Origin of the sequence: Bradyrhizobium diazoefficiens, assembly GCF_016612535.1 — a bacterium.
Lineage (GTDB): Bacteria > Pseudomonadota > Alphaproteobacteria > Rhizobiales > Xanthobacteraceae > Bradyrhizobium > Bradyrhizobium diazoefficiens_C.
In genome coordinates this window covers 3336351-3358608 of the sequence record NZ_JAENXS010000001.1, presented here as the reverse complement: position 1 = coordinate 3358608, position 22258 = coordinate 3336351, and the positions used below count along the sequence as shown (strand labels likewise).

Here is a 22258-nt window from a genome sequence, read left to right as displayed (position 1 = left end):
ACAATGCTGTCCAAATGATGCCGGAACCGGCGCGGACGTCTTCCTTAAAAGCATGCCTTGCCGAAAAGATTTTAAATCTAGCCGCGGCCGGCGAAACAAATCCAAAAACTCTAACGCGGCTTGCCGTTCGGCTGATTCACGACTCATGTCCGAGCTGTTCGGGATGTGAAGGCTGGCGACCGGCCGTCACCGCGACGGAGCGAACCGACCACCCACATGCCACACATCCAGTCTCATCAGACTAGCGCGAGCCGAGGCGAACGACGTATGCACGCTGTGGCCTTCATAGATGGCGTCGTCTTTCCTAGGGCACCGATCGCTTGCCAGTATTTGTTCTCACCGGACTTGGTGACCGCGAAGATGCGGTGCATCGGACGCGACTTGGTTTCGGTTTTCATGATCTTATTCTTTCGCCAATGAGCCCGCCGGGATGGCGGCCTCGATGCGCGTTTCCGGCCGAGGCGCACAATCGGGGCTGTCAAAACGCCCGTAGGGCACCGTCAGGCGCGCTGCTGCACAAGCGCAGCGCGGAAGCGAGCGGCTTTGACGGCGCCGCGCGTCTCGGCAGAAGTCGCGCACTTGGAGAGGCCGACATTCCCGCGGACCCGAAAAGATAAGATCCTCAAAGCCGAAACCCCGGGAATCGCGGCCGATGCATCGCACGCGGTCAGCAAGTCCGGCGCGAGAAACTTGCGGTAGGCAAGTGAGCGTTGCCCTTTGGGTGTGCCGGGTGGCAGATTCATTCCGTCAAGGGGACTAGCCGCTGACCGGCGCCGAAATTGCACTCGCAGGGTGCGACGAAGACGGGGACGAAAACGGGTCTAGCGCCTGCGCGCCCTCTTGTGCTATCGCCGGGCCTTCTTGCCTGTGGGCGACGCTTTCCGGGTTCTCATCGAGGCGTTCTTCTGGTCTTCTTGGTCTTCTTGGTCTTCTTGGTCTTCTTGGTCTTCTTGGTCTTCTTGGTCTTCTTGGTCTTCTTCGTAGTTTTCTTAGCCGCGGTGGTCCGCTTGGCGGGCGCCTTGGGTTTCGGTGCCGATAGCTTTCGCGGGCTCGGTTCGGCCTTCCAGGCATCGAGCCCGACGCACTTTGCCGCTATTTGGCCTACGGCGTTCTCGGTGATCGTCGCGGCGATCCCGGAGAGCCAGTCGATGAGATCTGCGAACGGGATCGACTTATTGTCGCTGATGCGCAGCCAGCGGCGGTTCCTATGATGAGTGACAACAAGGACGCCGTGCCGCCGGTTGTCAGGCTTCAGGTAGTCTTCGGCAAGCTGAGTCTTCAATGCGTTTTCAAGGTCGCGTGCGCTCCAGTCTTTACCGCCGTGTTTGACCTCGATCGAGACCTGGGCGGGCGAAGACGTGGACGCAATAATGATGTCAGGCTTATCGCGAATGGCGACCTCTGGCTCCCGGAACGCATGGAAGCGGCCACGTGCGCGGGAGTTCATCTGCTCGGCGAGCCATTGTTGCACTTCTTCCTCGTCTTTCGCACGCTCGAGCAGCGCGCGGGAATTGAAGTCACCTTTCGTCAGATTTAGGGCAATGTCGGCAAGCACGCCGAGGACGATACGCAAGAGATCCGCCCCGGTCTTGGCTGGAGCGGTGGCTTCACGTTCAAATGTGAGCACTTCGGAAGCGGTCCAGGCGGGAATCTCCGCGTCGCGTTCGGCCTTACCGCGCGCAAGCTCAAGGAACCGATGTGCGCGGAGAGCGAAGATAGGATCATTCGCCAGCCGCTTCATGGCTTCGTAGGCATCGCCGCCGGGCTTCTCAAGCAAGACAGACAAGATGACGTTGCGCGCAGACTCGGCATTGTCCCTTGGTCCGGGCGAATACATCCCGTGATGAACGAGATCGTTCTTCGGGTGAATGTGGCTATAGGCAAGATGCAAAAGCGCCTCTAGGCCTTTCGTGGAGGTGGCGGCAAGCGCATCAGAAGTGAGCGGATCATGCCGATCGAACAGCATGCTGAACGTCGTTTCCGCACGCGCCTTTCGGTCCGCCCTGGAAGACGGAGCATCGAGCCATTGCCGCAGTATCGGCAAGGACGCATCGGGATCAAGCATCACAAGCACCAGCAAATAGGACGATGCGAAATCGTCACGATTGGCCTTTGTGTGCGCATTGAAGCGTGCGATAGCCGTCTTGAAAAGTTCTGCGCGCTGCGTGGTGTCTAGAGAGAGATTGCGAATGATCCGGATGCCCGTATGGAGAACCGCAACCGTCTTGGCCTCCGTTTGCAGGAATGCCGCACGCAGGAGCGGCTGAACAGACTGCTGGATCGAATGAGCTGAGGCGCCGTAGCGGTGCAGGAAGCTTGTGATACCGTCAGGCAGCAATGTCCATTCGCGAATGATCTGGTCCTTGAGAACCGGCAGGACAGCTTTTGGCCATGACATTGTCAGGCCGTCAATCCAATCGGGACAGCCTTCTTCGGCGCGGCAACCATGCCGAGCCGCAATAACTGCTTCCTTTTCGGTAAGACGAAGTGCCCAGTCGGCATCTTCCGCAGCTTCGAGTCCGATGCCTGCAAAAGCAAGAATCGATGGCGACTTCTTGGTGATCGTCCCGTCGCGATTTCGACGTGGCCGCACAGGCGCAATGGAGCGCCAAAGCCGCCTCATACCGTCGCGGTAGGCTTCTGCAATGGTGCGATTGAAGCCTTCTTCCAGAAGCCGCCATTCGAGAACCGCTCGCGGTATGTCTGAACCGGTACGCCTCCGAAGCCAATTTGTAAGATAGTGGAGGCGGAAAACGCCTGTCTTCCAGGACTTGAGATTTTTGGGATCGGATAGGACGGTTGGGTCCTTCAGGAGATCGTTCTGGAACTTGATCCAGGATTTCCGATCAGCCTTGGTTTGGGCTTCGGCCTCACGATCATGCGCCTCGCGCCTTAAGCGATGTGCGCGTATCGTGACGCCCTCGGCCGGCGGTTCAAGCGCTTTTTGCAGCGCGTCGAGCAGCACTGCTTCCTTCCCGATTGCAGCGCGTATGGTGCCTGCCTCCGCCGCCAAGCGACCGGCACGATGGAGGAGGTTCAATATTACGCTGAGGGCGACTTGCTTGTCTTCGATGTTGGGGCGCGATTTCAGGTCGTCGTAAAGCCACGAAATGTCGGCCTCTGTGAAGCCCCACAAGGCTTCGCTGCCGCTGCCGAAATGCACGTGCCAATAATCGACAATTGGGCCCTTCGTATTCGCGCGATGCTCGGCAACGTCTGCCCAGAAGAGAGCACGATTCAAGGGTGGATTTTTTCGCACCAGTTCGTGAAGCGATGGCTTTGCTTCGCTGCTGTAGCTATCGCGGCCGCCGCGTTCAGCGGCGACGAGCAGACGCACAATGTGGGTCGGCGGTTCGACTTTGGCTAACCCGGCGACTTCGCGGCGCGCGACGTTGTACAGATGTTTGGCAATTTCGCCGAAGTTCTTCGCGATGCGATGATGCTCGTCCACGAAAGGTTTGGACAGGCAGAGATCGGCGAGACCGCCAAGGAGGGCGACACGGGCTGCGGCGTTCGGAGCCTTGTCATACAGCTTTTCAAGTTCGTAGCCGAAATCCTCGGCCGCATGTTCCGCTGGATTCTTTGATTTGGCAATGATTTTCAGCAAGTCCGCTGTGGAAAGAAAGCTGGGATAGAGGATCAGCGACAACGATGCGGCCAGGCCAGGGCTCGCTTTCGCCGCATCCCTAACGAGCTCGTTGGATAGCGCAGTTAACGTCGCTCGATCATCGCAGGCTTCGGCTGCTTTCGCGGCGACAATGCGGTGGTTGTCATCGGCCTTCTTGTCCAGCGCAACCGCGCGCGCCAGGCTGGAGGCACCTTTAATTCCGCCCTCGCGAATAAGCCGTAACAAGTCGTAGCGGAACTGTTCCCGCGTGTTAGCCTGCCAAGCCTTCACCACCGTTGGTGCGAGCTGCTCATCGGCGAACATCCAGAGCTCGCGAGCATCGAGGCGGTCATCGGAAATGTCGCCCGTGGCCTGCTTGGAGGCGTATTGCATCAGGAGCTGCTCCCGAACCGGCAAGGGGAGCGAGCCGGGATCGCCCTGCGTTACGAGGATCAACGGTTCTCGGCGAATAACTTCATCGCGAATATCAGGCTGCCGGAGTGATAACCAAGCCGCTTCGGCTCGCAGCGAAGGCACGACAGTTTCGACACCGTAGCGCTCTGTAAAGAGAAGATTGAATATCTCAGTACGCGGGCAGTTATTGCGGATCAGGCGATCGAGCCAGCCTGCGGCAAGATATTCTTGGGTCGAACGGTGATGAAATCGTACGCGGCCATAGGTGGCTGGCGCAAAGATGGCGCGCCGCAGCAAAGCGTTCCGCTTGGCGTCGGTCCACTCGGGAAGAATCTCCCTCGGGTTGAGTGCGCCCGACGCGAGGCTCGGGTCGGAGTCGTCTCCTGGCGCTCGTAGCGTGAAGGACTTGCCCAGGGTTAGGGCTGCTGCCAAGCGTTCGGCGCCTTCACGCGCCTCTTCCGGTGAAAGGGCTTCGTTGTCCGCGCGATGTGGATTTGGTTCGCCGAGTTTGCCGGTGATGCCGTGTTCCAGCATTTTGGCAAACGTGCCGAACTTCTTATATGTTTTCCAGTAGTCGGCGAGGTCGAGTAAATCCCGAGAGCGCTCGGTAGATGCTTCGAGGCCATGTCTTGCGATCGCAGCGACGAACGCATCGACGTCAGGGACGCCCCGCTTCGTTGCGAGCTTTCGGTACTGCTCTGGAGAAAGCGGTACAAGCTGCACGACGAGAAGTTCATTGAGCAGTTTCTCGCCTTTGGCGGCCTGATCGTCGCGCGGAGATCGCTTGTCCTTGAAGATTGGATCAAGAAGGGCGCTATAATCGTCCGGTTTCGCGACAGGTGCGATTATCGGCTGGTTCCAGGCGGGGAGATAGCGCGAAAAGATTGTGCGATCTTCTGCGCCCCGCCAGTCGGTTACGCGGCAAGAGACGTAAACGTGCGCCCGCTCGAGGCCGGCTCCGAGGTCTCTTGCGAAGTGTCTGAGCGCTGAATCGAAGCTCTTTCTGTTCAGATGCGCTTCATCGACGGCATCGAGAAAGAACCAGGCTTCGCCGGAGCCGCTCAGCCATGATTGAAAAAGCTCGACGCTTGCGCCATCGAGGATCGCTTCAACTGCGTTTTCGGCAAGCTCCTCGATGCGTAGAAAGAAGGCGGGGTTGCCGTCCGCGCGCAAGGTTTCGCGCTGATGCCGGAATTCTTCCGTTTTGCCGCTGGCGGCTTCAGCCAACAAGATGACACGTCGGCGTCGGCGAAGCTCTTCCCAATTGAGCCAGCCTGCTGCGCGTGGCCCCCAGAAGCGGCCAATATCGAGACTTGGTTCCTGATCTTTGTTCAGCGGTACGAAATAACGATCAAGGTCAACGAATTCCATCATGGCTCGCTGGGGCGATAGGGCTGCTCGCGGGCAGCCTCAAGCTGTTTAAAGCGGCGAAGTAACGGCTACCGAGCTATTGTGATTCTGAACATAGGAAAAATGGATTGGTGCGGGCGGCCGGGGTCGAACGGGCACAGCTCTTTCGAGCCGAGGGATTTTCTTACCAGCTGCGGCTTTCGCCGCCGGGCCTTGGCGCGTTCGCGCTGTCGGCTCGTTTCTGGTCTGGACTATACCTTCATCCTAGCGCGTTCGCGCTTTAGGTGCTGCTCGTCTAGTCTCTACACCTTCGCTTCGGCCGTTCGGCCGAGGCGCTTGGCTCGGGATTGCTTGTTACCGGTTTCCCCGAATTTGGGCAGTTCTGCACCTCGGGTTTCCCGGGGGCACTCAAATCCTTAAGTCCCTTGCGTCTACCAATTTCGCCACGCCCGCGTAGCGCTATCCTAGCGGGCGACTGCCCACAGGCCAACGAAGAATTGCTATAGCGGATTCTGTGCGGATTGCAGCGATTTTTTGCCTTTGGCGCGCTTCTTCGGCTTGGGGCGGCGCACGTTTACAACAGCTGCATCGAGCATGCTCATGTGCGAGGCATAGAAGTCCTCGATCATCTCCATGCTGGTCCGGCAGTTCTTGGCGATTTGATAAACGTCGGCGCCCTCCATCAGGCGGAAGCAGATGTAGCTGTGCCTGAGGCTGTAGCAGTCCGGCGTTGGCCCTCGCGGTCCAGTTTGAGATTTTGTTCTTTGAGGATGATGTTGAATAGATCGCGGTGCTTAAGGTTGCGATGTGCGCGCGTTTACTTTGGGATTTTGTCGTCAATGGTTGACCGGTACGGCCTCCATCGCGGCGACCGCAATCATCTGGCGATGGCTTAAAGCATCCTGCAACGATCCATAAAGACATCCAGAACGCAGCCTCTCCTTTCCGGCTAAAATCAATGAATGCTCACATACATCTGTCTGTCTTGTACGACCGCGCTAACGTTGTGCGTTTCTACAAGAACCAGAACAATCGTACCGAGCCCGTCAAAATCCTCGTAGCTCGTCCATTTCCCGTAATTTGCCCAGAGTTCATCGAAAGTGTTATCGAGCTCGATGATGTACTGACCAAGCCAATGTTCTGACTCCAGGAATTCTTTAAACTTGGGCGCCACATCGACCTCCCCACCCAAACCGTCGATGTGGCCAAGCAGATATGATACGAACCTCATGATCCGTTCGTACTCCGCGCACAACGATCTGAAGCACTGCAAACCGTCGTTGTCTTCAGCGAACTTCGCCATAATCGCCGTGGTGCGCTCGTCGAGACCTTCCAATGTTGCTATGAAGACTTCTTCGTAGTGGGCAACTTGGCCAGCATAAAATTCCGCACTCAAACGAGATGCGGCATACTCCGACCAGCAGTTGTCTCCGAGCTCGTAGCGGGTTTTGTTCAAGTCGTCGCCGAAGTCATGCAGGGTTAGCAGTAAATCCGGCAGGGCCTTATCAAATGCGTGCCGGTCATGGACGTGGCCGCATTCGTGCGCCAACTGATAGTAAATCCACAGCCATTGTTCGTCGTCTGTATCCATGAAACGAACGAAGACATTCGCATCGAAGACAATGTGGGTCTTGATGACGCCATCGCGTTTTACGGCTGGCGCCATGGCGACGCCCTGTGCGAACTCACTGGATGGGGTGAGGACGAACTTCGTTGCGTAGCCTCGATCCAATTCGGCCAAGGCTTTCGGATAATCGAAGGCAATCGTTATGCCGTCTAATCGCTCCAGATTGAGCTTGGCGCCAATGATTTTAAGGAAACTGTAGGTCCAGTCCGCAAGTTCTTTGGCTTTTTCTTCGGTCTGGAAGCCCTTCAGGCAAAAATTCAGATTGGGAGGGACCGTGGTGTTCCTGGTCATCTCATCATAATCAAACTCGGGCTCCTCGCTCACGAATCACCTCTCGCTTGGGCACCGACGCGTGAGTCTATCCCACACATGTTCTCCCATTCCTCGTAGGCAATCAATGGACCTGCGGAAACGGTCGACAGCTTGGGGACGGGTAACCCTTTTTAGGCAGATCGGCGTTATATGCGTCGGAGAAGGCCGATTCGCCCCTTTTAGAGGGAGCCGATTTCGGACTCTTGTGCGCTTTTCTAGCACAATATTGCACATTGCTCTCAAACCAAGAATTTTTACCCTAAATTTCAATTGCTTAATTGATACCGCGGGACTTGTTGTCTCGTTGTAACCTTGGTCATTCCCAGCTGACCGGCCGAGTTCACCGATAAAGACGTCCGATCACGCCGCCGCATGCGCAAAGGCACGAACCCAAAGCCGGCGCACTGGCTTTAGATCAAGAAAGGCAAGCAGGCTCGAGCAGAGCAGCGCAACGCCGACCGCGGTCAGTGCGTACCCGAGACGAATCGTGATTGGGCATACATCGCTTTCAGTTACGGCGAAGACCATCAGCCCCATTGCTGCCTTCGCGGTTTTAACGACGAACGCAAAAATGATTATTCGAATCGCGTGCACTATTCCTGCTGTTGTTAGGAAGACATGCTTTTTTCCAGTGCGTCGACGTAATCGCACGCCGTTTTGCAACGAACAGGGCGCTGAGGATCCAGAAGGACGAGCTTAAGCCGGTCTGTCTCTACGGCCCAACATGCCCGTCTGATTTAGCGGTCGCCGTGTTTGCACGCCGATTCTCGAATGCTCCGGAGTGCGAGGTGTTTCATAAATCCGATACTGCTACCGGAGTAAGCTTTTTGCCATGCGTGGACTCATCATTCTCCTTGTGACCTTTGCAATTGCGCTGACTGTCCATGGCCGACACCAGGATGATTTCGTGCCGGGACCGACAGCGTCCATCCCACCCGTCAACGTGCCCTAGCGAGCGAAATGGCGCGGGCGCAGATTGCGCTGCCGACATGCTAGAGATCTGCGGCTGCCGTCTTTCTGAGTCCGGGCACGAGTGCCGTTGGGCCAACCCCAGGGACGTGCGATATGGATGCGTGTAGATCGATCAAAATGACGATGACAGAGCGGGAATTATCGCGATTGGAGAAGCAAGCTGCAGATGCGCTTCGTCGCGCACGGCGACTGCCCATTGGTACGAGCCGAAACGATCTCCGTCAGCTCGCAAGGGCGCTTCTTTGGCTGCATCGAAACGGTATGGAAGCTCTGGAGCAGGAGCGATCAAACATGGAACATGGACGAAGATGAGAGGAGTTGCGGGTCATCGAAAGAACAGGACACTTTCGTCACGCACGTGAAGACGCTTTCGTCCGCTCCACTGTCTTAAGCAACTGGAGCAACCTTCGAAAATGCATCGATGTTCCGGCTCCGGCGGCTCGTGACGTTGAGATGCCAGCTTAAGCCGCCCGGACCCGCCCGAGAAAGCTGCCGAGCTCCCGCCTCAGCCGAGCGCTTTCCCCGGACAGAAGTTCGGCAGACGTCAGCACCTGCATCGAAGCCCCTCCTGTCTCCTTTGCGCCGTTGGTCACTTCAACGGCGCTCGCCGCCACCTGGCTGGTTCTGGCGGCCGCTTCCTGCAAATTGGAGGCGATATTCTTGCTCGTTGCTCCCTGCTCCGCGATGGAGTTGACCACGGTCACGGCGATCTCCGAAATGCGGCCGATAATGACGCCGATATCGGCAATCGCGCCGACCGAGTCAGTCGTTGCCGTCTGAATGCCATGAATGTGCTCGCTGATCTCGGCGGTCGCATGCGCCGTTTGCGTTGCGAGAGACTTCACTTCGTCAGCGACAACGGCGAAACCTTTGCCGAGATCGCCGGCGCGCACAGCTTCAATTGTCGCGTTCAGCGCGAGCAAATTGGTCTGCCGCGCAATCGCGGCGATCAGCTGGACCACGCTGCCGATCCGGTCCGCTGCAGCCGCCAAACCGACCATGCGCTGATCGCTGAGTTCGGCCCTGCAAACCGCTTCGCGCGCCATATCGGCAGCCTCTTCGACCTGCCGGCCGATGCTCGCGATCGTCGCCGCCATTTCGGCCGTCGCTGTCGCAACAAGCTGAACATTGGCAGACGCTTGCTGCGATGAGCTGGCGACTTCGACCGAGAGTTGCCGGCCCTGATCAGCCGTGCAGGTAAGGCTGCGGGCGGAGGCTTCAAGGTCCGAGGAGGCAGAGGAGACCGTATCGATAACATTGCCCACAGCGGCTTCGAATTCGCCGGCGAGCTGAGCGATATCGGCCTGCCGCTGCTCGGCGGCGGCACGATCCTGTTCGGCCTTTGCATCGATTTCGGCTTGCGCTTTCTCGCGCGCTTTCAGCTTGAACAGTTCGACCGCTGCGGCCATCTCGCCAAGTTCATCGTTACGGCCAAGGCCTGGCAGAACGACGTCGAACCGGCCCTCGCCGAGCTGGCGCATGGCCGCCGTCATCGAAGCGACTGTTTTTGCAACGCGCCGTCCGAACAGCAACGCAAGCAGGCCAACGAGCAACGTTGCCAACCCGATCAGCCAGATCAACTTCCGCCGAATTTGTTCAGCTTGCATTTCCGCAGCCCGCGAGTGCATGTCAGCAGCGGCCATGATCTTTGCCAGCGCCGGCCTGATGCGGTCGTAGATTTGCCCGAGATCCTCGGCCTGATCGCTCAGCGCCTGCTGCGTCACCATGAACGACACAAAGCTCGACTTATATGCGCGGATCAGTTCGAGGAGCTGGGATCTCGTCTCCGGAGGTAGGCTCGCCTGAGCAAGCGCGGTTTCGAATTCCGCTTTCCGGTCAGCCAGTTGATCGCCATCCTTGTCTTCGCCACGAAGCATGAAGTCTTTCTCGTGCTGGCGCATCGTCAGCATCAAGATCGTAAGGCGTGGCTGGTTCAGGTCGGCTAGACGTTGCTCGATGGCATGCACGGCCTTACGCAGCTTGCCCTGAAATCCATCGTCTTCGTTGAAGCCGAGATTGCGTTGCGCCGACACCACGTTTCGAAAGCGGGTCGCATAGAGATTGATCACGGACCGCAACGCGGTCGCTTCCTTGCGTGGGTCGTCGTCGGGCAGGGCCGACACAAATGCCTCGACCCGGCTCAGGTCTGCGAGCTGCTCCTCATGACTCTTCGCATGCTTCGCGATTGCCATTTCGCTCGGCTTGCGCTGGAAGTCGCTCGTGACTTGTCGTGACTCCAGGAAGCTTTGTGACAAAGATGCGACATGATCTTTGAACCTGCTGCTGTCATTCGCCTCGCTCTGGACCAGGCTCGCGTAGTTCAGGGCGGCTGCGCAGAGTGCACCTGTGACAAGAACTCCCGAGATCCCGAGCAGTGCCATTTGGCCGCGCAACCCGATGCGGAAGGCCCGGCAACTCCGCAGCTGCCCGATAAGTCTGCTCGCTACTCCGGTCATTGTACCCCGTGATGAGTTTTAAGCCCCCGGTGCGCGCTGGTTGTCGCGGGTCCCACGGGCGTGATCAGTATCGAGCAGAACGGGAGCTGGCCTGCTCTGCTCGCCGATGAGTGGCTTGCTAATTGAGATTGATTTCGGAATTCTGAATTCGCATTTATTAGGCGCAACTTTCCTTCAGCCCAGCAGCACGGGCAACGACGCAGCCGTTCGCGTTACAAATCTCTGCATGATCGTTTTGCGTCGGAGGACATGAAGACGTTGCGGTTTCGCCCATTGGACAGCCGACCGCGATGTTCAGAGAACCAAACTGGCTATCGTTCACGCCTGCCGCCACATGGTCGGCGCTTCGGGAAACGCTTCGCGGCCGATTTGTTTCAGGTCGCCGAGCGTCGTCTCACCTCTGGCGATTTTGGCCGCGCCGTGTTCATGCCGAACTGGCTGGTCCGCCGAGATGGACCAGTGCTCGGATCGTATGACCTCATTCCCGAGCCGCATCAAATTGCACTGCAGCCAGACCATTTGCAGCTTCTCGCGCTTGTTGCACCGAAACAATGTCTCGGCATACGCGCCCATACGGAGTCGATAGAAATGGCTGGCCATGTCCTGCTCCTATGCCGTGCCGACAAACTGAGACGGATTTGACCACGTTATTCTTGCCACCCCGCCCAACGGTCGGCTCGTGAAACAGGGCTGCGCCTAACCCTGCATCGTAATGGCAACTTGATCTTGATTAATGCAATCTATCCCAACAGAACGCTCAAATTCCGCGCTCACGTGACATTAGCGACGGATTTCACCGCAGCTAATCCGCTCGAGCTGGTGCTAGGAAGTCGGTGACGCCAGTATCATATTGTCGATCAGCCGGGTCGAGCCGACGTAGGCTGCGGCACACAGGGCCGCCGGGTGGCTTAGCGGACTGTCGGCGGCCTTGAGCGTATCATGGTCGACAAGCTCAAGGTATTGCAGCCGATCGACCTCGTTCAAATGCCCTTTGGCGATTGCAAGCAGCCTTTCGACGTCGCGTTCTCCTGAGCGGAACTTGTCCGCGGCGGCGAACAGTCCACGGCTGATGGCACCAGCCCGCCGACGTTCGTCCTCGCTGAGATGGCGGTTGCGACTGCTCATCGCGAGCCCATCCGCTTCCCGGACCGTCGGCACGGTCACGATCTCGATCGGAAGATCGAGATCACGTGCCATGTGACGCACGACCGCGCATTGCTGAAAATCTTTCTGTCCGAAAAACGCGACATCCGGCTGCACCATGTTGAACAGTTTGCAGACGACCGTCGCGACACCGCGAAAGTGCCCGGGTCTGAACGCTCCGCAGAGCGGCTTTGCCAGGTCGCCCGGCTCGACGAAGGTCTCAAATTGTGCCGGATAGACCTCCCTGGCATCCGGCGCAAAGACGATGGCAACATCCGCATCGCGGCACAGTTTCTCATCGCGCGTGAAGTCACGCGGATAGGTGCTGAGATCCTCGTTCGGCCCGAATTGAGTGGGGTTCACGAAGATGCTGAGAACGGTGAGGTCAGATTGCGCCCGGCTTGCCTCGACCAGGGCTAGATGGCCGTCGTGCAGATAGCCCATGGTCGGCACGAATCCGACGCGTTGACCGGCCCTGCGGGCGTTTGAAAGAGCGCGACGAAGTTCGGCGACTGTCGTGATGGTCTGCATTGCTTTGCTGTACCTCAGGTTAGGCGGGAGCCCAGTTTGCGATCGTTTCGCCAAGACCTTGCGGAAGCCCGTAGGACTCCTTCGGCCCCGGGAATACGCCGCTGCGGACATCTGCGGCCCAGCGCGACAGCGCCTCCTGCAGCAGCTGAAAACCATCTGCATAGGCACGAGCGAATTTCGGCCGATGACCTTCAGTCAATCCCAGGACATCATGGAATACGAGCACCTGGCCCGAGCAACTGGGACCCGCGCCAATTCCAATGGTCGGTATCGTCAGGACCTCGGTCGCGCGCGCGGCGAGCTCGGCCGGCACGCCCTCCAGGACCAGAGCGAAGCATCCGGCCTCTTGCAGACGGTGGGCGTCGTCGAGCAGGCGGAGAGCGTCATCGGCGTTCCGGCCCTGCACCTTGAAACCACCCATGACATTGACGCTCTGCGGAGTGAGGCCCAGATGCCCCATCACAGGAATTTCGCAATCGACCAGGGCACGGACCATTTCGATGCGCTTCGCCCCGCCTTCGAGCTTAACCGCTGCCGCGCCTCGCTGCAGAAAGCCCCCGGCGTTGCGTATCGTCTCCTCGATGCTGAGGTGAAAACTGAGAAAGGGCATATCGGCAACGAGCAAGGCACGCGCTCTCGTGCGCGCAACAGCATCCAGGTGATGGTTCATCATGGCCATGCTGACCGGCAGCGTGTTGTCGAATCCGAGGCAGACGTTGCCAACACTGTCCCCGATGAGGATGACATCGACAATGGGATCGGCTATGCGCGCCGTAACCGCGTCGTAAGCGGTGGTCATTACGATACGGCGTCCCTCCTCCTTGCACCGCTGCAGAACTGGAATCGTGGCACGTTCAACAGGCTGCTCTGAAATGTGGCTCATCCTAGATCCCGACCGCTCCACTGTCCGCATCCCGGACTCGGGGCTACGTACGGAAGCTGAGAGAAGACTGTCAATGGTGCAGGCGATATGGAAAGGCACATTTCCAAAGCCAGCGGCGGACAGATAGAAACGTCTAATGATTGCGCAATCATCAGAAGCGGAAACTTTGCTGCCACCATTTCGTCGCGCGGACCGGCTTTGCAACGCGCCGGGCACCGCCATGTCGGCACGCTACCGCTCTCCGCACATCCTGCGAGTTTGCGCCGGGGTACGACGTCGGCCATCTCTGCGACAGCGGCTCGGATGCTTTGCCAAAGCCTCCGGCAGGTTCAGGTTCGGCCAGCATATTCACCTTACGGCCGCAGCTGGGTTCCGTCAGACGCGCTCGAGCCGCGCCCTCACTCCAGCGCATCGGCAGCATCCCTGATACCAGCGTAGATTTGATCAAGATCTGCCGCCGTGACGCAATAAGGCGGCATCACGTAGATCGTGTTGCCGAGTGGGCGGAGCAAGAGATTTCGACCCTCGAAGAAGGCCAGAAGCTTCGGACCGATGCCTGCGAGATAGCCCGGATCGCTGGTTTTCAGATCGAGCGCTGTAATGGTGCCGGTCCGCCGGACGTTTGCAAAGCGCGGGTCGGCATGGAATGGCTCAATTGCATGCGCTTGCATCGTGGCGACAGACGCGACGCGCTGGCGTGATTCCTGATCTTGCCAGAGATCCAGATTCGCTTTTGCGGCGGCGCAGGCCACCGGATTCGCGGTATATGAACTCGAATGAAAGAACGTGCGGGTACGATCCCTTGAGTAATGCGCGTCGAATATCTCCGCGCGGCAGAGCGTCACTGCCAGTGGGAGCGCCCCGCCGGTGAGGCCTTTCGAATAACAGGCGATATCTGGAGTGATATTGGCCTGCTCGCAGGCGAATAGCGTTCCGGTCCGGCCCCAGCCGGTCATGACCTCATCGGCGATGAACAGGACGTCAGAGGCCTCGCAGATCCGCTTCATGTCCCTTAGCACCCAAGCGGGGTACATCAGCATCCCGCCCGCCCCCAAAATCAGAGGCTCCACAATAAAGGCTGCGGGAGTTTCGTTTCGGCATGCCGACTCGAGCGCATCGAGGGTTGCCTGCTCACGGCCTTCCACAGGAAACGGAATTGCGGTCACGTCAAACAGCAAGGGCCCGTATGCGTCATTGAACACGCCCCTAGCCCCCACTGACATCGCTCCAATTGTATCGCCGTGATAGGAATGTTGCATCACGACAATGCGTGTCCGCGGCTCGCCGACATTATTCCAATAGCCGATCGCCATTTTTAACGAGACTTCCACGCTCATGGAGCCGCTGTCGGAGAAGAAGACATGGTCAAGCCCACGGGGTGCGAGCTTCAAGAGTTGCGCCGCAACCTCCTCAGCCGGATCGTGGGTATAGCCGGCAAAGATGATCTGGTTGAGCTTGCCCACCTGTTCCTGAATCGCCCTGACAATGTGCGGTTGGCAATGACCGTGGGTCACGACCCACCAGGATGAGATTGCATCGATGATGCGGCGGTTATCCGCGGTGTAGAGATAAGCACCATCGCCACGCAGAACCTTTGTCATCTCGCCCTGAAGCGCGTGTTGCGTGAACGGGTGCCAGATCGCGGGCTTCTTCTTCGGCGTCACAGCTTGAACTCACCAGCACGCAATGAGGCCTTGAACGCGGCCCGCGGCGTCTTTGCAATGAGAGAGGGTGGCCCGAGCACTCGCCCTAGCCAACGGACTGCCGATCGCTCTCGCCAATTGTGCTCATTCTTTCCTTCGATGAAGGCACTGGCCTGGTCGATGCAGAAGCGGCGCATTGTTGCTCGTCTAGTAGCTTCCTACATATGTCTTGCGAAGCTAGCGCTGATACTCGACATCCATCTGGCTGCCCCGAACCCATGCTCGCTTGCATCGTCGAAAAGCCGGCCTTGCCGCCGAAGTGAAGATCAAAAAGAACTCATCCAGCGTTGGCGGAATATTTTCAAGGAGAGCGCCATACTCGCCCGTGTTCAGAACGAGGCAGTTACCTGCGAAACAGCCGTCAACGGACATGTATCTTGCTTCGAGCGGCGGATTGAAGGGGACGCGACGAGCTTCACCATTTGCAGGGTCTATGACCATGAGCCGAGACTCAAACTAGCATTTTTGAACCCATGACGTTGGTGATGTCATCCAGAAGCGCGTGTTGCATGAACCGACGCCAGATCTGGGTTTTCTTGTTCGGCATCATGACCTGAACGTATCAGCGCGAAACGACGCCTTGAACGCGACCTGCAGCGTGTCTGGCGTGAGGGGAGCAAGCCAGGGCAATCGCCCCAACCAACGCACGCGGCCAATCTCACAAACCGCGCTCTCAGCCTCAGCATTCCGCTCCCCAATGAATGCAATCCCGAGGATGTCGATATGGCGCCTCCGCAGAGCTTCTATCGACAGCAGCGAGTGATTAATGGTGCCCAGCGCCGTCCGAGCGCAGAGCACTGCTGGAAGACGCCATCGCTCAAACACGTCAGCATAAACTGTGCCGAGACTCAGCGGCACCATCAGCCCGCCGGCGCCCTCGATGACCAACGGTCGTCCGCCGGTGTCTGGCACAGCGAGCGAGTCCGCATCGATGCGAACACCGTCAATTTCCGCGGAGTGATAGGGCGAAGCCGGCGTTCGAAGGCGGTGAACCTCCGGCACGATGCGATCGCCTGAAAGACTACCCAGCCGCGCGACGACTTCGGTGTCGGTTTCTCCTTCGAGGCCCGCCTGAATCGGTTTCCAATAGTGCGCGCCGAGGAGATGAGCGAGCCCTGCGGAAAAGACCGTCTTTCCGATCCCGGTATCTGTGCCTGTCACGACGATCTGCTGTCTCATCGGGCTTCACCTCTCGTCTCCTCGAACAGCGCATCGAGCATTGCACGCACGTCCTCCTCCCCGATGTTGAGGGTCAGTGAAATTCGCAATCGGGCCGTACCCACGGGAACGGTTGGCGGTCGGATTCCGCGGATATCGAAGCCACGAGCCTGCAGTCGCGCTGCGAGCCGCATCGCACGCCCATTGTCGCCGACGATATAGGGCACGATCTGCGAGGCCGAAGAACTTCGCCCGCCGCGCACGCCGATCTCCCGATGCGTGAACGCGACCAGCTTGGCCAAACGCTGCTGCCGCTCGGGTTCCTGCTGCAGGATGAACAGGGCCTCCCGCACGGCAACGGCCATCAATGGCGAGGGTGCTGTGGCGAAGATAAACGGGCGACAGCGATTGACCATGAAATCGCGCATGGCCGTTGAGGCAGTGACGAGCGCGCCTGCGGCGCCCAGCGCCTTGCCGCAGGTATGAACGACCAACAGATTTCCTTGCCCCTCATAGGAGGCGGTGAGTCCTCGTCCCAGCTCCCCGTAGACGCCTGTGGCGTGGGCCTCATCGACCATCAGGAACCCGTCGTGCCGGCCCGCGATAGCGAGGAGGTCTTCGAGCGGCGCGAAGTCGCCATCCATGCTGTAGAGACTTTCAACCACGATCCAGACGCGGCCCACTCCGCCCTGGGTACGCCAGTCGCGGATTGTGTCTTCGACCGACTGAGGATCGTTGTGGGCGCTTATGCGAAAGTCGGCCCGGCCAGCTCGCGCACCTTCATGGATGCTCGCGTGCACGAGAGCATCGAGAACGAGTAGATCGCCGCGCTGCGGCAATGTTGTCAGAAGAGCGAAATTTGCAACATAACCGCCGCCGAAGAAGAGCGCCGTCTCCGCCCCAAAAAACTGAGCCGCTTCTGCTTCGAGACGTTCGTGCTCCTCGCAATTGCCGCGAAGAAGCCGCGACCCACCGGCTCCGATCGGAGTGCCGGCCTCGAGCGCCGCAAAAACTGCCTTTTTCATGCGCGGTGCGCTCGCAAGCGCAAGATAGTCGTTCGATACAAAATCGATGCCTTCGCGCGGCCTAAGGCGGCGCAGCCGGTCATCCTCTTTCAGGGCATGCAACGCCGCGACATAGTCGGCGACCTTGGCCGTATGGATCGAGCTCATTCACCCCTCCCAGGGTCGCCATCAATCATGCAAATTTCATCGGCCGCCAGGACAACGGCTCCGGCGTCGGGGTCGTCTGCTTTCAACCCGGTAGGATGCGGTTCTCCCGGTCAACCCGCACAACGCGTGGCCTGAACGTCTTTGCTTCCGCCTCATCAAAGGAGGCATATGCAACGATGATGACCTTATCTCCGGGCATCGCAAGTCGCGCGGCCGCACCATTGAGGCCTATCATGCCGGACCCCCTGGGTGCCTCGAGCACATAGGTGGCAAAGCGTGCGCCGGTGTCGATGTTAAAGATTTCGACGCGCTCGTTGATCAGGAGTCCCGCAGCGTCCAACAGCAACCGATCAATCGAAATCGAGCCTTCATAGTGCAGATCGGCTTCAGTGACCGACGCGCGATGGATTTTGCCTTTCATCAACGTAATCTGCATTTTTTACCTACATTGGAGTTTGCGCGCTGCGCTCGCGACCCTGTTTCACTCAAGACAGCCCGGACGTAATGCCGAGCCGGTGCAGCAAATTGGCGTCGCGGTCGGCTTTCGGATTCTTCGTCGTCAACAGCACGTCGCCGAGGAAGATTGAGTTCGCGCCAGCCAAAAAGCACAGCGCCTGCAGTTCATCGCTCATGTATTGACGTCCAGCGGACAACCGCACCACGCTCTTGGGCATCATGATGCGGGTCGTTGCGACCAGACGCACCAGCGCGATCGGATCGGGGCGCTCTGCGGTGTCATTGACCGGCACGCCCTTGACCTGGTTCCACAGGTTGATTGGCACGCTTTCCGGATGACGGGGGAGATTGGCGAGCAGGACGAGCATGGAAAGGCGGTCCTCGACGAACTCACCCATGCCGATAATGCCGCCACAGCAGACCTTGATGCCCGCCTCGCGCACATGTGCAAGCGTGTCGATCCGGTCCTGTAAGGTGCGCGTGGTGATGATCTTGCCGTAGAACCGCGCGGAGGTATCGACGTTGTGATTGTAGAAGTCGAGACCGGCCTCTGAGAGCCGCGCAGCCTGCTTCGGCATCAGCATCCCGAGCGTGACGCAGGTCTCCATGCCGAGAGCCTTGACCGCACTGACCATGTCGCAGACCTGATCAAGATCGCGGTCTTTTGGACTGCGCCAGGCCGCGGCCATGCAGAAGCGGGTCGCTCCCGCATCCTTGACACGCTGCGCGGTCGCGACCACATCGGCGCGATTCATCAGGCGGGTGGCTTTCAGCCCAGTATCGTAGTGCGCGCTCTGCGAGCAGTAGCCGCAGCCCTCCGGACAGCCGCCGGTCTTGATGCTGAGCAGGCTTGCGGTTTCGACGTGGTTTGGATCGAAGTTGGCGCGATGAACGCTCTGCGCCTGAAGCATCAACTCGGCAAACGGCAGTCCATAGAGTGCTTCAGCCTCGGCGCGGTTCCAGCTTCTGCAGACCTGCGCGCTGTTGTTTCCGTCGTTTCGCTTCACGTCCATAGCAGCAACCATAAGAGCCGCGCTCCCATCCGCGGTTAATCATAGATAATGCGAGCGATTATCTATGATAACGAGTCTCGACCAATGCTAGAGGATGTCCTAAGTGAACGCATTCGTTTTTCTGGTAGATAATCTATGGTGATGAACGAGAACACGACGGTTGCCGGCCGCATCGCCGACTCGATCGGTGAGCGCATTATCACCGGCGCGCTGCAGCCAGACGCTCCGCTCCGGCAGGATCATGTCGCGCGGCAATTCAATTCCAGTCACGTTCCTGTCCGCGAGGCGTTTCGGCAGCTGGAAGCCCAACACCTTGTCGTAGCTCGGCCCCGTCGCGGCGTGCGGGTTGCTCCTCTCGACACCAAGTCGGTGAAGGAGATCGCCGAGATGCGCGCCGCGCTCGAGGTGGTCGCATTGCGCAATGCCGTTCCAAAGCTGACGTCGGCCCATTTGGCACGGATCGAGCTCGCTCTCATTGAAGGAGACAATGCCGAGACAATCGAGGATTTTGAAATGGCCAACCGCGCCTTTCACCGCGCGCTGGTTTCGCCCTGCGCGATGCCGCGCCTGCTCGCCAACCTCGATGGACTGCAGCTTGCAAATTCGCGCTTGGTGTTCGCAATGGCGCGAAGTGCCGGCTGGCGACCGCGGTCCAACCAGGATCACCGGCTGATTCTGCAGGCATTGCGATCCCGCAACGTCGATCAAGCCTGCAACCTGCTCGCGCGTCACATTCAAACCATTGAGCGCCTTGCCCTTCCCGCCTCCTGACTGGAAGAGGCTTCCGGTCCGTCTACGAAGTTGTCTACGTTGACGCCGATCGTCATCATCACCATGCGATGAAGACGCGATCGCGTCCGGCGTAAGCATCGCGCACCCGCCATCGTCGACCCCAAGAGGGAGAGACCCGCTGACGCGTCTCACCTCAGTTTGTCATCTTCGGGAGATGAATTTGTCGGCCCAGTGCCTGCTCGACGAGATCAAAGGTGTCGACGAGCACACGCATGCTGATGAGCCGGCCAGCCTTGAACTGGGCGAACTGCGCCACGCGCAGCGAGATGGATTTGTCGGATTGGCGCGCCGTCAGGGAACAGCGCAGCATGGAGGCTGCGGAATCGACGCCGAGCATGGTGGTGTCGCGTTCGAAACGGCGAATCTGGACATTGTCAGAGATCTTCCGGATGACGTCGAGCACGGCGCGCTTGCCGTACCGAGTGCCGAGAAAAGGAAACATGTCGATCGGACCGTAGATCGTCCAGTCGACCTCCTCGTCGAGGAGGGCCTCGATGTCCTCAAGATGCCGGTCGTTGATCGCGCGATGCAACGTTCGCGAGAAGCGCCAGAAGCTATGCTCCGCCATTTTGGTTGTTCCTGACACCAGCTTGCAATAACGGAGCTGCTTCTCTGTCGTCTGTATCGACCCATGAAGCTCGGCGGACCTCATTGCGGTGGGCTGGGGCCACCTCCGTAGCGCCGCCACAGGGGCGAGCCAAACGTCCATGTCCCCGCGCGGACAGTATTGGACAACTCTACGGCCATGAGCTCCCCCATCCGCAAGGCTGCAAGTGACATCGAATACCAGTAGGATGGTGCAAACGACGTCATGAATTCGAGCGGCAAAGCGTGAAGCGTCGGGGCATCCACTTCGGCACATGACGTTTTCAGCCAAGGCATCAACAGGCTCCTGGCTTCGTAGCGAAGGTAGCAATCGTAACCACAGTACGGCCTCTGCGTCGACACGTCCCGCAGGTACCCGGTGCCGAGAACTTTCGCGCATGCGGTGCAGGCCGCCCTGTTAAGCGGGGCCCTGTGATTGACCAATACGAACTTCATAATGGAGATCCACGCCTTCCCTGCGGTCGGTGCGCAGTTCGCGAGATTATCGCGCGCTGTTCGACGTCAATGATTTCGGCGCCGCAGTAAACGTGAGGCAGTCCGGGCCGCAGTAGGAGGCGCGTCCTCAGCCGCCGGTGACCGCTCAGGCGGCGGGTAATCGCCGTAACCAATTGCTATCCGCTTCGCAACGGGACTTGAAGTGCTCAACGCACCTCTTTGAGCAGAGGGCGGTTCGCGAAGAGTAGTAACGAATAAGGCCAAACTTTCCGGCGCAAATGGCGCACCGTTTGACGGTGTTGCGCTGACGTTTTTGATGGTCTTTGGACATGTCCGCCTCCAATTCCTGCCTCTCCCATTGCGCGTCGGAGGGCTCAGGCTTGCGACGCGTGGTCGGGCGGGACGCAGCTCAGTCCCGCGTCGCGCTTCGGTATCCCGCTTGCACTCGTCGCTTTGACCTTGGCTGCGCCCCCCTTCCGATCGGGCACCGTGGATAAGCGCGAAATTTATCGCTTTATTTAGAAGAAATTCGCCAATCTCCTTCCTGTCAGCGCATACGTCGCGCGACGTTCCCCTATTTGGCGCAGAAATTCATCGTCGAAATCGATTATTGGGTCGGGCATAGCGGCCGTACTGCAGACGATCGGGTGACGTCCGACCAGCTGAGTCCCGTCGTAAGCTGTTTCTGGAACCTCTAGAGTGGCTGCGCGCGACGGCCTATCGAGGACGAGGTCTCGAGCGTGTCGCCCAGGCCGTGACCGCCCCGCTCGCGATTGGTCTCGACAAAGCTGGAGCGCTCACGTGCCGCGATCAGTTGCACCTCATGAGCGGCTATTGCGTCCCGGAGAGTCGGTTGTGCTGGTGACTACCGCGAAGCGCATGGAGGAAGGATGCATTCACGCGGCAGCTTCGTCCACGGAGACCCCAACAAGAGGAGCTGCAGGGCCGATGGCGTTTGGCTTGGCTTGAGACCGCTTCACCCGGACACCGAGGCAACCATGACCGCCTGAGCGCCGGCGGCTAACGTCATGGCATCTGGAGCGCGCACGCTCGCCACTGGGCCTGGACTGCGTACCGCAAATGGAGCCCCACGGGCAGAAGCTCCAGCAGCGAAGCCATGGCGGCGATTGCGACGCGCTGCGGTAGTGTTGCAGCGGGCTCAATGCCAAGATAATTATGCGCCTACTTGCGATATCAACCCCGGGGCCATCCATGATTCGTCACATCGTTTTGTTTACCGCCAAGGATAAGGCCCTGATCGACGAAATGATCGAAGGCCTGTCAATTCTCACCACAATTCCACATGCACGCCTGCTGGAGGTTGGTCGCAATCGCAAGGCCGACCAGTTCGGCAACGATATCGACGTTGTGGTCTACGGTGAGTTCGACAACGAGAGGGAACTCGCAGCCTACAAGGCTCATGAGCTATACCAGGAATCGATTAGCCGGGTGCGACCCCTCCGCGAGCTGCGGTTTGCGGCCGATTACACCGTATCAACGGATGTGCGCTTCGCCTCAATGGCAGCAACAGGTCAAGTCGCTCGGCGCCTCGAGCCGACTGGCGGGGCCTAACCTGGCAATCGGCCTCGATGGTCTCCGGGTCCCAGACGAGCGCCTCTCGGTCGAGC

General features: G+C 58.9%; 17 protein-coding genes. 2 read left to right on the top strand and 15 right to left on the bottom strand.

The window, feature by feature from the left end:
• Positions 1 to 889: 889 nt before the first annotated feature.
• The 14 genes from JJE66_RS15880 to JJE66_RS38040 all read right to left on the bottom strand — a co-directional run bounded on the left by JJE66_RS15880 (position 890) and on the right by JJE66_RS38040 (position 19106).
• The gene (locus JJE66_RS15880; RefSeq protein WP_200515127.1) at positions 890 to 5395 is read right to left on the bottom strand and encodes a hypothetical protein; all 4506 of its coding nucleotides are present in this window, start codon (positions 5393 to 5395) and stop codon (positions 890 to 892) included.
• 476 nt (positions 5396 to 5871) lie between these two features.
• Positions 5872 to 6054 (bottom strand): hypothetical protein, encoded by a 183-nt coding sequence (locus JJE66_RS15875; RefSeq protein ID WP_200515126.1) that lies wholly within the window; start codon positions 6052 to 6054, stop codon positions 5872 to 5874.
• Positions 6055 to 6326: 272 nt separating this feature from the next.
• Complete coding sequence (locus JJE66_RS15870; RefSeq protein ID WP_200515125.1) at positions 6327 to 7322, bottom strand: hypothetical protein; 996 nt, start codon at positions 7320 to 7322, stop codon at positions 6327 to 6329.
• A gap of 348 nt (positions 7323 to 7670) precedes the next feature.
• Positions 7671 to 7904 (bottom strand): hypothetical protein, encoded by a 234-nt coding sequence (locus JJE66_RS15865; protein ID WP_200515124.1) that lies wholly within the window; start codon positions 7902 to 7904, stop codon positions 7671 to 7673.
• An 839-nt stretch (positions 7905 to 8743) separates the two neighbouring features.
• Positions 8744 to 10663, bottom strand: coding sequence for a methyl-accepting chemotaxis protein (locus tag JJE66_RS15860; RefSeq protein WP_200515123.1), 1920 nt, complete (start codon positions 10661 to 10663; stop codon positions 8744 to 8746).
• 393 nt (positions 10664 to 11056) lie between these two features.
• Positions 11057 to 11338, bottom strand: coding sequence for a hypothetical protein (locus tag JJE66_RS15855; RefSeq protein ID WP_200515122.1), 282 nt, complete (start codon positions 11336 to 11338; stop codon positions 11057 to 11059).
• Between the two features lie 222 nt (positions 11339 to 11560).
• Positions 11561 to 12412, bottom strand: a complete 852-nt coding sequence (panC, locus tag JJE66_RS15850; RefSeq protein WP_200515121.1) for a pantoate--beta-alanine ligase — start codon at positions 12410 to 12412, stop codon at positions 11561 to 11563.
• 19 nt (positions 12413 to 12431) lie between these two features.
• Positions 12432 to 13295, bottom strand: a complete 864-nt coding sequence (gene panB / locus JJE66_RS15845; protein ID WP_200515120.1) for a 3-methyl-2-oxobutanoate hydroxymethyltransferase — start codon at positions 13293 to 13295, stop codon at positions 12432 to 12434.
• Between the two features lie 398 nt (positions 13296 to 13693).
• Positions 13694 to 14896, bottom strand: a complete 1203-nt coding sequence (locus tag JJE66_RS15840) for an adenosylmethionine--8-amino-7-oxononanoate transaminase (protein WP_246756405.1) — start codon at positions 14894 to 14896, stop codon at positions 13694 to 13696.
• A 648-nt stretch (positions 14897 to 15544) separates the two neighbouring features.
• The gene (bioD, locus tag JJE66_RS15835; protein WP_200515118.1) at positions 15545 to 16177 is read right to left on the bottom strand and encodes a dethiobiotin synthase; all 633 of its coding nucleotides are present in this window, start codon (positions 16175 to 16177) and stop codon (positions 15545 to 15547) included.
• Complete coding sequence (locus tag JJE66_RS15830; protein ID WP_200515117.1) at positions 16174 to 17328, bottom strand: 8-amino-7-oxononanoate synthase; 1155 nt, start codon at positions 17326 to 17328, stop codon at positions 16174 to 16176. The genes bioD and JJE66_RS15830 overlap by 4 nt, the downstream gene beginning before the upstream one ends.
• A gap of 82 nt (positions 17329 to 17410) precedes the next feature.
• Complete coding sequence (gene panD, locus JJE66_RS15825) at positions 17411 to 17764, bottom strand: aspartate 1-decarboxylase (RefSeq protein ID WP_200515116.1); 354 nt, start codon at positions 17762 to 17764, stop codon at positions 17411 to 17413.
• Between the two features lie 49 nt (positions 17765 to 17813).
• The gene (gene bioB / locus JJE66_RS15820; protein WP_409362813.1) at positions 17814 to 18797 is read right to left on the bottom strand and encodes a biotin synthase BioB; all 984 of its coding nucleotides are present in this window, start codon (positions 18795 to 18797) and stop codon (positions 17814 to 17816) included.
• A 99-nt stretch (positions 18798 to 18896) separates the two neighbouring features.
• On the bottom strand, positions 18897 to 19106 hold the full coding sequence (locus JJE66_RS38040; RefSeq protein WP_246756434.1) for a hypothetical protein: 210 nt from the start codon (positions 19104 to 19106) through the stop codon (positions 18897 to 18899).
• On the opposite strand from JJE66_RS38040, the gene JJE66_RS15815 reads away from it, so the two are divergent.
• Positions 19008 to 19568: a GntR family transcriptional regulator gene (locus tag JJE66_RS15815; protein ID WP_246756403.1), complete on the top strand. Its 561-nt coding sequence runs from the start codon at positions 19008 to 19010 to the stop codon at positions 19566 to 19568. The two genes, JJE66_RS38040 and JJE66_RS15815, sit on opposite strands and share 99 nt — an antisense overlap.
• 154 nt (positions 19569 to 19722) lie before the next feature.
• Here the strand turns inward: JJE66_RS15815 and JJE66_RS15810 are convergent, their stop codons facing one another.
• Positions 19723 to 20157 carry a nuclear transport factor 2 family protein gene (locus JJE66_RS15810; protein WP_200515386.1) on the bottom strand — a complete coding sequence of 145 codons (435 nt, stop codon included), beginning with the start codon at positions 20155 to 20157 and terminating at the stop codon, positions 19723 to 19725.
• A 1685-nt stretch (positions 20158 to 21842) separates the two neighbouring features.
• Between JJE66_RS15810 and JJE66_RS15805 the strand changes: the two genes are divergently transcribed.
• On the top strand, positions 21843 to 22202 hold the full coding sequence (locus tag JJE66_RS15805; protein WP_200515114.1) for a Dabb family protein: 360 nt from the start codon (positions 21843 to 21845) through the stop codon (positions 22200 to 22202).
• Positions 22203 to 22258 lie beyond the last annotated feature (56 nt).

Coding starts and splice junctions, on each gene's coding strand:
- JJE66_RS15880 (WP_200515127.1), bottom strand. CDS start 5,395: ATGATGGAATTCGTTGACCTTGATCGTTATTTCGTACCGCTGAACAAA.
- JJE66_RS15875 (WP_200515126.1), bottom strand. CDS start 6,054: ATGGAGGGCGCCGACGTTTATCAAATCGCCAAGAACTGCCGGACCAGC.
- JJE66_RS15860 (WP_200515123.1), bottom strand. CDS start 10,663: ATGGCACTGCTCGGGATCTCGGGAGTTCTTGTCACAGGTGCACTCTGC.
- JJE66_RS15855 (WP_200515122.1), bottom strand. CDS start 11,338: ATGGCCAGCCATTTCTATCGACTCCGTATGGGCGCGTATGCCGAGACA.
- panC (WP_200515121.1), bottom strand. CDS start 12,412: ATGCAGACCATCACGACAGTCGCCGAACTTCGTCGCGCTCTTTCAAAC.
- panB (WP_200515120.1), bottom strand. CDS start 13,295: ATGAGCCACATTTCAGAGCAGCCTGTTGAACGTGCCACGATTCCAGTT.
- JJE66_RS15840 (WP_246756405.1), bottom strand. CDS start 14,896: ATGACAAAGGTTCTGCGTGGCGATGGTGCTTATCTCTACACCGCGGAT.
- bioD (WP_200515118.1), bottom strand. CDS start 16,177: ATGAGACAGCAGATCGTCGTGACAGGCACAGATACCGGGATCGGAAAG.
- JJE66_RS15830 (WP_200515117.1), bottom strand. CDS start 17,328: ATGAGCTCGATCCATACGGCCAAGGTCGCCGACTATGTCGCGGCGTTG.
- panD (WP_200515116.1), bottom strand. CDS start 17,764: ATGCAGATTACGTTGATGAAAGGCAAAATCCATCGCGCGTCGGTCACT.
- bioB (WP_409362813.1), bottom strand. CDS start 18,797: ATGGACGTGAAGCGAAACGACGGAAACAACAGCGCGCAGGTCTGCAGA.
- JJE66_RS15810 (WP_200515386.1), bottom strand. CDS start 20,157: ATGGCGGAGCATAGCTTCTGGCGCTTCTCGCGAACGTTGCATCGCGCG.
- JJE66_RS15805 (WP_200515114.1), top strand. CDS start 21,843: ATGATTCGTCACATCGTTTTGTTTACCGCCAAGGATAAGGCCCTGATC.